Raw genomic sequence first — 12,984 nt, 5'->3', positions numbered from 1 at the left:
CAAAATTATATTTAAATTGTATCTTGCGACCCAAAAATAAGCAATAATGAGAATAAGAAAAGTCACTTTATATTTTTTATGTTTAACTCTAAGTATTTTATCTTGTAAAAAAGATGATAATACTACAACCCCAACTATTGAAATTAGAGATAGAGTTGAACAACAAATTGTTGATAATGACTCTTTAATAGGGTATTTTGAAACACATTATTACAATTCTAGTGATTTTGAATCTAATACAGACCCTAGTATTAGCGACTTAGAAATAACTGAACTTTTAGATGGAGAAATGGTACCTACTGGTTTTACATTATTAATGGATGCCGTCGAAACAAAAACTACCGTTTATGCTGAAACAGATTACCAATTTTACATTCTTAAATTACATCAGGGAGGAGGTGATTCACCAACGTTTGTTGATAAAGTCCGTATTAATTATGAAGGACGATTACTTAATGAAACAGTTTTTGATGCTACAGCTACTCCGGTTTCATTTAATTTATTATCTCTAATTCCAGGGTGGAGCAAAGTAATGCCTAATTTTAGTGCTGCCGAAGGTTTTGTTGATGTTGGTGATGGTACCATAGATTATGTGAATCATGGGGTTGGGGTTATGTTTTTGCCTTCCGGATTAGCATATTTTTCAAGTGCAACTGCAGGTATTTCAGCTTATTCGCCTTTAATCTTTGAGTTTGAATTATTTCAAATATTTCAAAATGATGATGATTTGGATGGAATTCCTTCATATTTAGAGGATTTAAATGGTGACGGAGAGTTTTCGCTAGAATTCGATGATACAGACAGTGATAATATACCAAATTATGTTGATACAGATGATGATGGAGATGGCGTTTTAACTGAAAATGAAATTACCATTACTACTTTTAATAAAGCGACACTAGCAGAAGTAAAGAATATGTCATTGCAACCTAATGAAGTACTTCTAAATAAAATAATACGAGAGCAAGATGGCACTTTTACAGGAACCGTTATAACTTTTACTGATACCGATGGTGACGGTATCGCAGATTATTTAGATAGCGGCGAATAAAAAATACATAAAGAAAACAAAAAGTCTCGCATTTGCGAGGCTTTTTGTTTGTGATTTTTTTCCTAAAGAATTAATGATAGTCCTAAAATTAATTGATTAGGTCTTGTATCTAATGTACTGGTGCCAATACCATTATTACTTAAAAAATTAGCTTCGTTGTTGCTAAAACCGCGTTCATATCTTAAATCAATACCAATTTTTTTAATATTCAGAGCTATCCCAAAATTAAGGCCGACAGAAAAGTCATTTTCCACATCATTAATTGAAATGCCATCAAATTCTGAATCTAAAATATATTGAAACGATGGACCTGCAAATACACTAATAGGACCAAGAACTTTTATACCCACTAATAACGGGGCATCAAGTTTTTGCATTTTAAAGCTATCTGAATCATAATCACTCTTAGTGCTTGAATAGATTAGCTCAGGTTTAAAATAGATTTCATTACCAATTTTACCAAAGAGTCCAAAATGATAGCCCACGTTTCTGTCTGGGTGTTGGGCATTTGAGCCAATTGATTCAAAATAATCACCATTAGCATTGTAATTTAAACCTGCTTTAATACCAAGGCCAGTTGCTGTTTGAGCATAAATGGCAGTTGAAACTGAAATAAAAAATAATGCGAGAAAAAATACATTTTTACCCGCATTAAATTCACTTTTTAAATTTTTCATAATATTCGCTTTTTGAATTTGATTTATATAATATCAAAAACGTTGCCAAACAAATATTATTTTCTTTTTATAACTTTTTCTGCTTTAGAAGTAATAGCAGCGCTATTCAGTTTATATTTTTCCATTAATTGCGCAGGCGTACCAGATTCACCAAAAGTATCGTTAGTGCCAACAAATTCTTGTGGTGTAGGTTTATTAGTCGCTAGAACTCTTGCAACACTTTCTCCCAAGCCACCAATAATATTATGCTCTTCAGCGGTTACAATACATCCAGTTTTTGCAACAGATTTTAAAATAGCAGCGTCATCTAAAGGTTTGATAGTATGAATATTGATGACTTCAGCTGAAATACCTCTTTCAAGTAACACTTTTGAAGCTTCTAAAGCTTCCCAAACTAAGTGGCCAGTAGCTACAATGGTAACATCAGTTCCCTCAGTTAATATGATAGCTTTACCTATTTCAAATGTTTGATCTGCCGGTGTAAAAATGGGTACAGAAGGTCTTCCGAAACGCAAATAAACTGGGCCTTCATAGTCAGCAATAGCGATGGTGGCTGCTTTCGTTTGATTATAATCACAAGGATTAATAACAACCATTCCAGGAAGCATTTTCATCAATCCTATATCCTCTAGAATTTGGTGTGTTGCACCATCTTCACCTAAAGTCAAACCGGCATGCGATGCACAAATTTTTACATTTTTACCAGAATAAGCTATGGATTGTCGAATTTGATCGTAAACTCTACCTGTTGAAAAATTTGCAAACGTGCCAGTAAAAGGAATTTTTCCTCCTATAGTTAAACCAGCAGCAATTCCCATCATATTGGCTTCAGCAATGCCTGTTTGAAAAAAACGCTCTGGGTTTTCTTCAATAAATGTATCCATTTTTAAAGAGCCAATCAAATCCGCGCAAAGCGCTACAACATTAGGGTTTTTTCTTCCCAATTCTGCTAACCCTGCACCAAATCCACTTCTTGTATCTTTCTTTTCTGTATATGTGTATGTTTTCATTTTTTTCTTTGATTGGGAATTAATAATCTCCTAAAGTTTCAGGGTTTTGGCTTAAACCAATGGCAAGTTGCTCATCGTTTGGTGCTTTACCATGCCAAGCATGCGTGTGCATCATAAAATCGACGCCATTACCCATGACTGTTTTTAATAATACACAAACAGGTTTGTCTTGACCCGTTTTAGATTTAGCTTCTGCCATTCCTTTTAAAATAGCTTCAATATTATTTCCTTCTTCAATTTCTAAAACAATCCAACCAAAGGCTTCGAACTTTGCTTTGATACTTCCCATAGGTAGCACATGGTCCGTAGAACCATCAATTTGTTGTCCATTCAAATCTACAGTAGCAATAAGGTTATCTACTTTTTTAGCGGAAGCATACATAATAGCTTCCCAGTTTTGCCCTTCTTGTAACTCACCGTCACCATGAAGCGAATACACCAAATGAGTATCACCATTTAATTTTTTTGCTTGTGCAGCACCCAAGGCTACCGATAAGCCTTGACCGAGCGAACCAGAGGACATCCTTACACCTGGTAAGCCTTCATGCGTAGTAGGGTGACCTTGTAAACGAGAATCTATTAATCGAAATGTATTTAATTCTTCAACAGGAAAATATCCAGCATGAGCTAAAACACTGTAAAAAACGGGGGAAATATGTCCGTTAGATAAGAAGAAAAGATCTTCCCCAATACCATCCATATCAAAGCCTTCCTTTCTGTCTATTATAACATTATATAATGTTACAAGAAATTCCGTGCATCCTAATGAACCTCCTGGATGACCCGAGTTTACTTTATGAACCATTCTTAGAATATCTCTTCTAACTTGAATGGTTAAATCTTCTAATTGTTGTGTGTTTGGCATGTTTTAATAGTTTGTTTTTAACGTGACAAAAATAAGTTATTATGATAGTTTCACAAATTAATAATGTTCTATTTTAGGTCTTCGCATCATTAGTGTTAACAAGTTTGATTTTTGTTAATAACAATCAACATAGTTATCTTTACTTCTATGTCTTAATTAGGATAAATTTGAATTGGTGAACCTTTATATTAATTGGATAAAATTAAATTAAAATTAAAAAAATATGTAGGTTTGCCGACTGACGATTTTATGAATATGCAATTTCAATTAAAAGCAAAAGATAATCATTCAAAAGCGAGGGCAGGGAAGATAACTACTGACCATGGCGTAATAGAAACCCCTATTTTTATGCCTGTTGGTACGGTAGCATCGGTAAAAGGGGTTCATCAGCGTGAGCTTAAAAATGATATCAATCCGGATATTATTCTTGGGAACACCTATCATTTATATTTAAGACCTCAAACAGATACTTTGGAAAAAGCGGGAGGACTTCATAAGTTTATGAATTGGGACCGTAATATTTTAACAGATTCTGGTGGATACCAGGTATATTCATTATCGGCGAATAGAAAAATAAAAGAAGAAGGCGTTAAGTTTAAATCGCATATTGACGGCAGTTACCACACATTTACGCCTGAAAATGTTATGGAAATACAACGAAGTATTGGTGCTGATATCATTATGGCTTTTGATGAATGTACGCCATATCCATGTGATTATAATTATGCAAAAAGATCAATGCATATGACACATAGGTGGTTAGATAGATGTATAAATCATCTAGATAAAACACCTTTAAAATATGCGTATGATCAAACTTTTTTTCCAATAGTGCAAGGAAGTACTTATAAAGATTTACGAATGCAATCTGCGGAATATATAGCCAATGCAGGAGCACTAGGTAATGCTATTGGAGGTCTGTCGGTAGGGGAGCCCGCTGAAGAAATGTATGCAATGACGGAAGTTGTTTGTAATATTTTACCTGAAGATAAACCAAGATATTTAATGGGAGTAGGTACACCTATAAATATTTTAGAGAATATTGCGTTAGGTATTGATATGTTTGATTGTGTCATGCCAACAAGAAATGCCAGAAATGGGATGTTATTTACAGCTCACGGTACTATAAATATTAAAAACCTAAAATGGAAAGATGATTTTTCTCCGGTTGATGAAATGGGAATAACGTTTGTAGATATTGAGTATACTAAGGCATATTTAAGACACTTATTTTCTGTAAATGAGTTGTTAGGAATGCAAATTGCAACCATCCATAATTTAGGGTTTTATTTATGGTTGGTTAGAGAAGCAAGAAAACATATCTTAGCAGGAGATTTCAGTACATGGAAAAACCAAATGGTAAACCAAATGAATAAACGCTTATAAACTTGAAAATTCTAGATTGGTACATATTAAAGCGTTATCTCTTTACATTTTTTATGATGTTGCTGTTGTTTATTCCTATAGGAATTACGGTTAATCTAGCTGAAAAAATTGGAAAGTTATTAGAAAATGAAGTACCATTTAAAGAAATAGTTATTTACTATTTAGACTTTACAGTTTATTTTGCACATTTATTATTTCCCCTATTTTTATTTCTATCGGTCATATGGTTTACGTCTAAACTGGCAAATAATACAGAAATTATAGCATTTTTAAGTTCAGGAGTGTCATTTACACGATTTTTAAGACCGTATTTAATAGGGGCTACTATTATTGGTGGACTGGCGTTATTTTTAGGAATGTACCTAGCTCCAATAGCCAGCAAAGGTTTCAATGAATTTGATTATAAATATTTACACCCTACCAGAAAAACAACTCAAGATAGAAATGTTTTTAGGCAAATTAATGATAATGAATTTATCTACGTTAGCAGTTTTAATGCAGAGAATAAGCAGGGTACAAATTTTACCCTTGAGCATATTGAAGATAACAAGTTAACCTATAAGATTAGTGCAAAAAGCATTAAGTATATTGAAAAAGATACAACATACAGACTCGTTGATTATGTAAAAAGAACGGTTGGAGAAATTGAGGATGATTTGGTTATTGAAAGGAGTAAAGACACGCTTTTCTCATTTGACGTAGAAGATCTTACTCCTGTTATCTACATTGCTGAAATATTACCGTATACAGAATTATTAAATTTTATCGATAAAGAAGAAAAAAGAGGATCTTCTAATATTGGACGCTATCAATTAGTGCTTTATCGAAAATGGAGTCTTCCGGTTTCTGTATTTATATTAACGATAATTGCTGTAGCCGTTTCATCTATTAAAAGACGTGGTGGAATGGGAGTAAACTTAGCAGTAGGAATATGTATTGCTATGGTGTTTGTCTTTTTTGATAAAATTTTCGGAGTGATGGCTGAGCAATCAAATTTTCCTCCAATTATCGCTGTATGGTTTCCTAATGTCATTTTCGGTATCTTAGCTATTTACTTGTTAAGAAATGCTAAACGTTAAGTTAAAGAATTACCTGCATCTTCATTTCTTGGTTTTTATTGCTGGGTTTACTGCTATATTAGGAGAACTGATAACCATTACAGCCATACCGTTAGTTTGGTTTAGAATGGCAATAGCATTAGTGTTGTTCTTTGTTTATATTAAAGCATTTAAAATTGATATTCATATCTCTCTCAAAGCCGTTCTTAAGCTTTTTGTAGCAGGCATTATTATCGCCCTTCATTGGATTACATTTTTTGGCTCTATAGATGAATCCAATGTTTCTATTGCGTTATCTATGTTTTCAGCAGGTGCTTTTTTTGCTTCCATTATTGAGCCAATTATCTTTAAACGTAAAATAATCTGGTATGAAATTATTTTCGGAATACTTGTTGTTATTGGTTTATTAATTATTACTCAAAGTGAGATTAAATATTTTAATGGCATTGTTTTAGGAATATTTTCTGCGTTTTTATCATCATTATTTGCAGTACTAAATGGTAAATTTTTACGTCATCATTCTGCAACAGTCATTACATTTTATGAATTTATTAGTGGTATGTTATTTATTACCCTTTTTATAATCATTTTTAAAGGTGGTTTTTCTTTTGAATTCTTTAATTTAAGGGTTTCAGATTATAGCTACTTATTTATTCTAGCATCAGTTTGTACTGCTTATGCTTTTATAGCTTCAGTTCATGTTATGAAAGTTATTAGTCCATATACGGTTGTCTTAAGCTATAATTTAGAACCTATATACGGTATTATAATAGCACTAATTCTATTTCCGGAAACGGAAATAATGAGTGCTAACTTTTATTATGGAGCAATACTTATTCTTACAACAGTATTGCTAAATGCATTATTAAAAAATAAGAGATTGTTAAAGCGAAAACGTCTTTAAACGTTTAGTTGTTTATAAATATTTTATGTGTTATTTTGTAATAATTTTTTTTGAAATTAAGATTAATGTAACCTATATTTAATGTTTTTGCTTTAATTAAAAAGAAAAAAATATGTACGTTTGTATGCTAACTAAACATAATTTAAAATTCTTATGGAATATTTAGAATTTGAACTCCCCATAAAAGACCTAGAAGACCAGCTTCAAAAATGTAGAATCATTGGAGAAGAAAGTGAAGTTGATGTCACTGAAACATGCTCACAAATAGAAAAAAAGCTTAAGGAGGCCAAAAAAGAGATTTATAAAAACTTAACACCATGGCAACGTGTTCAATTGTCACGTCATCCTAATAGACCTTATACTTTAGATTATTTTAGAGCTATTTGTGGAGATTCATTTTTAGAGCTTCATGGAGATAGAAATTTTAAAGATGATAAAGCCATGATAGGTGGTTTGGGGAAAATTGGAGATCAAAGCTATATGTTTATTGGTCAGCAGAAAGGCTATAACACTAAGACAAGGCAATATCGTAATTTCGGTATGGCAAATCCTGAAGGATATAGAAAAGCATTACGATTAATGAAGTCTGCTGAAAAGTTTGGTATCCCTGTAGTTACTATTTTAGATACACCTGGTGCTTATCCTGGTTTAGAAGCTGAAGAGCGCGGGCAGGGAGAAGCCATTGCTAGAAATATTTTAGAAATGACACGTTTAAAAGTGCCAATTATTACTATAATTGTAGGTGAAGGAGCTTCTGGTGGTGCCCTTGGAATTGGTGTTGGTGACCTTGTTTTAATGTTAGAGAATACGTGGTATTCAGTGATTTCTCCAGAATCTTGTTCTTCCATATTATGGCGTAGCTGGGAATATAAAGAGCAAGCAGCTGAAGCGTTAAAACTTACAGCTAAAGACATGAAGCGACTTAAGTTGGTGGATGAAATTATTAAAGAACCTCTGGGTGGTGCTCATAGAGATAAGGAACAAACATTTTTAACAGTAAGCAATACCATTTCTAAATCTTATGAAACACTTAAAAACTTATCACCAAAAGATTTAGTTGACAAACGAATGGAAAAATATTTAAATATGGGAGTCTTTAAAGGCTAACCCTTTTAAAATCATAACATAGTAAAAATCTGAAGTGAAAACTTCAGATTTTTTTATGGTTATTGACAATTTTTTCGAGTTATTAACAGTTAGATTGTTAATGAGTGGTTCATAATCGAAATTCAATATTTCTTTTAAACTTCTCTCATTTTAGTTACTTTCGTAGTTATGGAACAACCGAATCAAATTAAAGGATATAAAGTAGATAGAAGTACCTTAATTAGTCTTGAAAAAGGAAAAATACCGCCTCAAGCACTTGATTTAGAGGAAGTTGTTCTTGGAGCAATGATGATTGATAAAAAAGGTGTTGATGAAGTCATTGATATTTTAAGTTCAGAAGCATTCTACAAAGAAGCACATCAACATATTTTTGAAGCTATTTTTCAGTTGTTCGAAAATAGCGAACCGGTTGACTTATTAACCGTTTCTACGCAATTGAAGAAAAATTTAAAACTGGAGATTGCAGGTGGCGATTTTTATCTTATTTCTTTAACACAAAAAGTATCCTCTTCTGCACATATTGAGTTTCATGCCCGTATTATTTTACAAAAATATATTCAACGTAGTTTGATTAAAATTTCAAGTGAAATTATTGAAGATTCTTATGATGAAACCAAAGATGTTTTTGATTTATTAGATAACGCTGAAGCAAAACTGTATGAAGTTACTCAAGGAAATATTAAAAAGTCTAGTGAAACAGCTCAAAGTTTAGTAATTCAGGCTAAAAAGAAAATTGAAGAAATTTCAAACAAGGAAGGACTAAGTGGTATTCCTTCAGGATTTGACAAGCTTGATAAGCTAACCTCAGGTTGGCAAGAAAGTGATTTAATTATTGTGGCTGCAAGACCAGGTATGGGTAAAACGGCTTTAACACTTTCTATGGCCAGAAATATTGCTGTAAACAATAATATTCCTGTGGCATTTTTCTCTTTAGAAATGGCATCAGTACAGCTTATTACACGTTTAATTTCAAGTGAAACTGGATTATCATCAGAAAAGCTGCGTACAGGCCGACTAGAAAAGCATGAGTGGGAACAACTTAATGTTAAGGTAAAAGGGCTCGAAAAGGCACCATTATTTATTGATGACACCCCTTCACTTTCCATATTCGATCTTCGTGCAAAAGCAAGAAGACTCGCATCACAGCATGGTATTAAGCTAATAATTATTGATTATTTGCAATTAATGACCGCAGGTGGAAGTCAAAAAGGAGGAAATAGAGAACAAGAAATTTCAACCATTTCTAGGAACTTAAAAGCGTTAGCTAAAGAATTGAGTGTACCAGTAATTGCTTTGTCGCAGTTATCCCGTGCGGTTGAAACACGTGGTGGAAGTAAAAGACCTTTGTTAAGTGATTTACGTGAATCGGGTGCGATAGAGCAAGATGCGGATATTGTATCCTTTATTTACAGACCAGAATATTATAAGATTGAAGAATGGGATGATGATGAGCGTTCTCCGACAGAAGGTCAAGCAGAATTTATTATTGCAAAACACAGAAATGGTGGACTCGATAATATTCGATTAAAATTTATTGGGCATTTAGGTAAGTTCGATAATCTGGACGATTTTGATTCACCTTTTGAATTTCATAGCAAAATGAATGCTGCCGCAAATGATGATACCTTCAAATCAGATACTTTTAAAGCAAATCCAGATCAGGCCTTTGGAAGTTCGTTTAACGACGATGACAATAGTGATGTGCCATTTTAATCCTTAATATTTACTTAATCTATTTCGTTCAGCATTAATTTTTAAGTATCTTTCAATCTATGAGAAGGCCCATTATTTTTATAATACTCTTATTTTTTTCGGTAAAGACATTCGCGTCTTACATTTTAATACCGATGGATGCAGATAGCCAGAATAATCATTTAAAGGCTTATGGAATTACCTATTGGGTTTTAGAGAAACAACTTAAGGTGAAGTGGTTGTTAAATTATAGAGGGGGTTCTTTTTTATTACCAGATATTGAAGATATTCATAGAGAATGTCAAATTAGAGGTGTTTCTTTTGAACTGATTTCAGATTCTAAAACAGAACAAATCTTACAAGAAATTAATAGTCCTAGTCAAAACATGGAAGCTGTCATTTTAGAAAAAGCACCCAAAATAGCGGTATATACACCTTATGGCAAACAGCCATGGGATGATGCCGTAACCATGGTATTAACGTATGCCGAAATTCCATATGAGACTGTTTATGATGAAGAGGTGTTAAATGATGGGCTTCTTTTATTTGATTGGTTACACTTACATCACGAAGATTTTACTGGGCAATATGGGAAATTTTATGGTATGTATAAATCTGCAGCTTGGTATATTGAACAAAAAATAGAAGCAGAAGCTTTAGCAGATAAATTGGGATATAGTAAGGTATCAGAAGAAAAATTAGATGTGGCCTTAAAAATTAGAGATTATGTTGTTGGGGGTGGTTTTATGTTTGCTATGTGCAGTGCTGCAGATAGTTTTGATATAGCATTGTCTGCACAAGGTGTTGATATTTGTGAACCAATGTTTGATGGTGATGCTAGCGATGCTAATTACCAAAGTAAAATTAGCTATAAGCAGACCTTCGCATTTACTGATTTTAAATTGGAAAGAAATCCATCCATCTATGAGTTTTCATCAATTGATATGACCCAAAAACGCCGCATTTCAAGAACGGTTGATTATTTTTCTCTTATGGATTTTTCAGCTAAATGGGATCCTATTCCTACGATGCTATGTCAAAATCATACCGCGTTGGTAAAAGGATTTATGGGGCAAACGACAGCTTTTACGAGAGACGAAATTAAATCTAACGTTTTAGTTATGGGAGAAAATAAAACTAATGGAGAAGCCAAATATATTCATGGAATTAAAGGGAAAGGCTTTTTTACGTTTTATGGTGGTCATGATCCTGAAGATTATCAGCATAGAGTAGGAGATGCCAAGACCGAATTAGATTTACACCCAACTTCTCCCGGATACCGATTAATTCTAAATAATGTATTGTTTCCGGCTGCTAGAAAAAAGAAACAGAAAACGTAATAGATTATTCAATTACTGTGGTTAAAGAAAACGTATAGATAAAACCATCTGCACCGCTTCCTTCAGAAGTCTCATTTCCATTTATGATGAGATTGTTTGTTATGTATTCTAATGACCCCAATTCATTTGAATCTACAATTAGAAAAGAATTACCCCCACTATTCAAAACAGAATAGTTGTAATCTCCAGAATCTAAACCATCTTGTTTAGTGTTGTCAATATTTTCATTTACAACGGTTAATATTCCTGTTTCATCATTAAATGTCCAAGTTATGGTTCCTAATTCAAAATAGTCATCAACACCTTCTATGCCTCCACTAACGTTTATTAAATTATAATAAACTCTAACAACGTCGGGCGTTGTATTATCATTTTTAATAGAACAATTAGTAAAAATAAAAAAACAAGTAAATAAAATTAATAAAGTGTGTCTCATGTTTTTAATTGTTTTGCTATATATAGATGAGTATAAGGTAGAATGGTTGCGTTTAAATAGTATTATTTTATAATGTACATTTGAAAATCATAAAAATGGACATATGAAGTTTTTTCAAAAACAAATAACATTAAAACCTCACCCAAGAGGCTTTCATTTAATAACGGATGTAATAATTAAAGAGATCTCAGAAATAAAGGAAATAAATATTGGGCAATTACAAATATTTATTAAACATACATCAGCAAGTTTAACAATTAATGAAAATGCAGACTATACGGTGCGAATTGATTTTGAAAGTCATTTTAATGTCATGATTCCAGAACATGCGTCTTATTACGAACATAGGTACGAGGGTTCTGATGATATGCCTGCACATATTAAGTCATCAATATTAGGTTCTTCAGTACAAATACCAATTACTAAGGGAAAATTAAATTTAGGAACTTGGCAGGGCATTTATTTATGTGAACACAGAAATAATGGTGGTAGCAGGCAATTGGTGCTTACAGCATTTGGTAGTTAAATTAAAATAAAAGCTCAAAACTTGTTACCCTTTTTTTGATGCGATAAGTTTTTCTAAAATGAGTTCAACTCCAAAATCATTATTACTTTTAGTCTTAAAGTTGGCAATTTCTTTCACATTTGGATGAGCGTTTTCCATAGCAAAACTATAGGATGCAAGTTTTAGCATCTCCAGATCATTGTTATAGTCCCCAAAAACTAAAGTTTCTTCTATTGAGATATTAAAAGTTTTTTGAAGTAATTCTAAAGCATGTCCCTTATTTGCTAAATCATCTGATATGTCTAGCCAGTTTTTTCCTGATATTTTTATTTTATATTCAGACTCAAGTTCTTTAACAAAAGGATAAATATACCTTTCAGAATCTTCATCATGGTAAAGGGCAATTTTTATGATTTCTTCTTTAATATCTACGATGCGATCAATCACAGTAAAGGTTGGATAATATTCTGATAATAATTTGATGTAACCGTTTGAAGCACTCTTAAAATATGCTTTTGATTGTGTGCAAAATACTGCGTGAATATGATTATTACAGTCAATAATTGATTCTACTTGAGACAAATTATCTTTTTTAATAGGCGTCGACATCATTAGTGTATCCTGTTTAGCAACGATTCCACCGTTTTCTGCGACAACTATAATATCATTTTTAATAGCACTTAATTTATCTATAATACTGTAATAGGGTCTTCCGCTAGCAGCAACAAATAAGATGTTATGTTTCTTAATTTCTTTAAATAGTTCAAAAAATAAGTTGCTTACTTCGTGATTAGAATTAAGCAACGTGCCATCCATATCGGTAGCAATTAATTTGATTTGAGATAAATTCATTAAATAATTAATTTGGTGGCAAAAATAGGGTTTCTAATTTTATTTAATGTTTAGGACCGATTATTTATAAAAAAATCCGATTCTTTCGAACCGGATTTTTT

Annotated in this window: 13 protein-coding genes; 8 read left to right on the top strand and 5 right to left on the bottom strand. The window is 32.4% G+C overall.

Annotated features, from left to right (window positions below; genetic code table 11):
- Positions 1 to 46 precede the first annotated feature (46 nt).
- Positions 47 to 1,051, top strand: a complete 1,005-nt coding sequence (locus AC15TD_RS09795) for an FKBP-type peptidyl-prolyl cis-trans isomerase (protein ID WP_484451965.1) — start codon at positions 47 to 49, stop codon at positions 1,049 to 1,051.
- 62 nt (positions 1,052 to 1,113) lie between these two features.
- Here the strand turns inward: AC15TD_RS09795 and AC15TD_RS09790 are convergent, their stop codons facing one another.
- The 3 genes from AC15TD_RS09790 to AC15TD_RS09780 are packed head-to-tail and all read right to left on the bottom strand — an operon-like array spanning position 1,114 to position 3,603.
- Positions 1,114 to 1,728 (bottom strand): outer membrane beta-barrel protein, encoded by a 615-nt coding sequence (locus tag AC15TD_RS09790; RefSeq protein ID WP_484451964.1) that lies wholly within the window; start codon positions 1,726 to 1,728, stop codon positions 1,114 to 1,116.
- 56 nt (positions 1,729 to 1,784) lie between these two features.
- Positions 1,785 to 2,738 carry a transketolase family protein gene (locus AC15TD_RS09785; protein WP_484451963.1) on the bottom strand — a complete coding sequence of 318 codons (954 nt, stop codon included), beginning with the start codon at positions 2,736 to 2,738 and terminating at the stop codon, positions 1,785 to 1,787.
- Between the two features lie 19 nt (positions 2,739 to 2,757).
- Positions 2,758 to 3,603, bottom strand: coding sequence for a transketolase (locus AC15TD_RS09780; protein ID WP_484451962.1), 846 nt, complete (start codon positions 3,601 to 3,603; stop codon positions 2,758 to 2,760).
- A gap of 255 nt (positions 3,604 to 3,858) precedes the next feature.
- On the opposite strand from AC15TD_RS09780, the gene tgt reads away from it, so the two are divergent.
- The 6 genes from tgt to AC15TD_RS09750 all read left to right on the top strand — a co-directional run bounded on the left by tgt (position 3,859) and on the right by AC15TD_RS09750 (position 11,090).
- Positions 3,859 to 4,989 (top strand): tRNA guanosine(34) transglycosylase Tgt, encoded by a 1,131-nt coding sequence (gene tgt / locus AC15TD_RS09775; RefSeq protein ID WP_484452113.1) that lies wholly within the window; start codon positions 3,859 to 3,861, stop codon positions 4,987 to 4,989.
- A 2-nt stretch (positions 4,990 to 4,991) separates the two neighbouring features.
- Complete coding sequence (locus AC15TD_RS09770; protein WP_484451961.1) at positions 4,992 to 6,068, top strand: LptF/LptG family permease; 1,077 nt, start codon at positions 4,992 to 4,994, stop codon at positions 6,066 to 6,068.
- On the top strand, positions 6,055 to 6,951 hold the full coding sequence (locus tag AC15TD_RS09765) for a DMT family transporter (protein WP_484451960.1): 897 nt from the start codon (positions 6,055 to 6,057) through the stop codon (positions 6,949 to 6,951). Before AC15TD_RS09770 ends, AC15TD_RS09765 begins: the two co-directional genes overlap by 14 nt.
- 153 nt (positions 6,952 to 7,104) lie before the next feature.
- Positions 7,105 to 8,058: an acetyl-CoA carboxylase carboxyltransferase subunit alpha gene (locus AC15TD_RS09760; protein WP_484451959.1), complete on the top strand. Its 954-nt coding sequence runs from the start codon at positions 7,105 to 7,107 to the stop codon at positions 8,056 to 8,058.
- A gap of 168 nt (positions 8,059 to 8,226) precedes the next feature.
- Positions 8,227 to 9,771 (top strand): replicative DNA helicase, encoded by a 1,545-nt coding sequence (gene dnaB, locus AC15TD_RS09755; protein ID WP_484451958.1) that lies wholly within the window; start codon positions 8,227 to 8,229, stop codon positions 9,769 to 9,771.
- Positions 9,772 to 9,905: 134 nt separating this feature from the next.
- Complete coding sequence (locus tag AC15TD_RS09750) at positions 9,906 to 11,090, top strand: asparagine synthetase B (RefSeq protein WP_484451957.1); 1,185 nt, start codon at positions 9,906 to 9,908, stop codon at positions 11,088 to 11,090.
- A gap of 4 nt (positions 11,091 to 11,094) precedes the next feature.
- Here AC15TD_RS09750 and AC15TD_RS09745 read toward each other — a convergent pair whose 3' ends face one another.
- Positions 11,095 to 11,526, bottom strand: a complete 432-nt coding sequence (locus AC15TD_RS09745; protein WP_484451956.1) for a hypothetical protein — start codon at positions 11,524 to 11,526, stop codon at positions 11,095 to 11,097.
- 103 nt (positions 11,527 to 11,629) lie between these two features.
- Between AC15TD_RS09745 and AC15TD_RS09740 the strand changes: the two genes are divergently transcribed.
- Positions 11,630 to 12,052, top strand: a complete 423-nt coding sequence (locus tag AC15TD_RS09740) for a secondary thiamine-phosphate synthase enzyme YjbQ (protein ID WP_484451955.1) — start codon at positions 11,630 to 11,632, stop codon at positions 12,050 to 12,052.
- 24 nt (positions 12,053 to 12,076) lie between these two features.
- Here AC15TD_RS09740 and AC15TD_RS09735 read toward each other — a convergent pair whose 3' ends face one another.
- A complete protein-coding gene (locus tag AC15TD_RS09735) occupies positions 12,077 to 12,883 on the bottom strand; it encodes an HAD family hydrolase (RefSeq protein ID WP_484451954.1) in 807 nt (268 codons plus the stop codon).
- Positions 12,884 to 12,984 lie beyond the last annotated feature (101 nt).

Source organism: Yeosuana sp. (genome assembly GCF_057126245.1).
Note: the sequence above shows the minus strand (reverse complement) of the source record. Positions and strands in the feature narration are given on the sequence as shown.

Bases quoted from the DNA above. Each gene is read 5' to 3' on its own strand.
- AC15TD_RS09785 (WP_484451963.1), bottom strand. From the start codon at position 2,738: ATGAAAACATACACATATACAGAAAAGAAAGATACAAGAAGTGGATTT.
- AC15TD_RS09790 (WP_484451964.1), bottom strand. From the start codon at position 1,728: ATGAAAAATTTAAAAAGTGAATTTAATGCGGGTAAAAATGTATTTTTT.
- tgt (WP_484452113.1), top strand. From the start codon at position 3,859: ATGCAATTTCAATTAAAAGCAAAAGATAATCATTCAAAAGCGAGGGCA.
- AC15TD_RS09735 (WP_484451954.1), bottom strand. From the start codon at position 12,883: ATGAATTTATCTCAAATCAAATTAATTGCTACCGATATGGATGGCACG.
- AC15TD_RS09780 (WP_484451962.1), bottom strand. From the start codon at position 3,603: ATGCCAAACACACAACAATTAGAAGATTTAACCATTCAAGTTAGAAGA.
- AC15TD_RS09765 (WP_484451960.1), top strand. From the start codon at position 6,055: ATGCTAAACGTTAAGTTAAAGAATTACCTGCATCTTCATTTCTTGGTT.
- AC15TD_RS09795 (WP_484451965.1), top strand. From the start codon at position 47: ATGAGAATAAGAAAAGTCACTTTATATTTTTTATGTTTAACTCTAAGT.
- AC15TD_RS09740 (WP_484451955.1), top strand. From the start codon at position 11,630: ATGAAGTTTTTTCAAAAACAAATAACATTAAAACCTCACCCAAGAGGC.
- AC15TD_RS09760 (WP_484451959.1), top strand. From the start codon at position 7,105: ATGGAATATTTAGAATTTGAACTCCCCATAAAAGACCTAGAAGACCAG.
- AC15TD_RS09745 (WP_484451956.1), bottom strand. From the start codon at position 11,526: ATGAGACACACTTTATTAATTTTATTTACTTGTTTTTTTATTTTTACT.
- AC15TD_RS09750 (WP_484451957.1), top strand. From the start codon at position 9,906: ATGGATGCAGATAGCCAGAATAATCATTTAAAGGCTTATGGAATTACC.
- dnaB (WP_484451958.1), top strand. From the start codon at position 8,227: ATGGAACAACCGAATCAAATTAAAGGATATAAAGTAGATAGAAGTACC.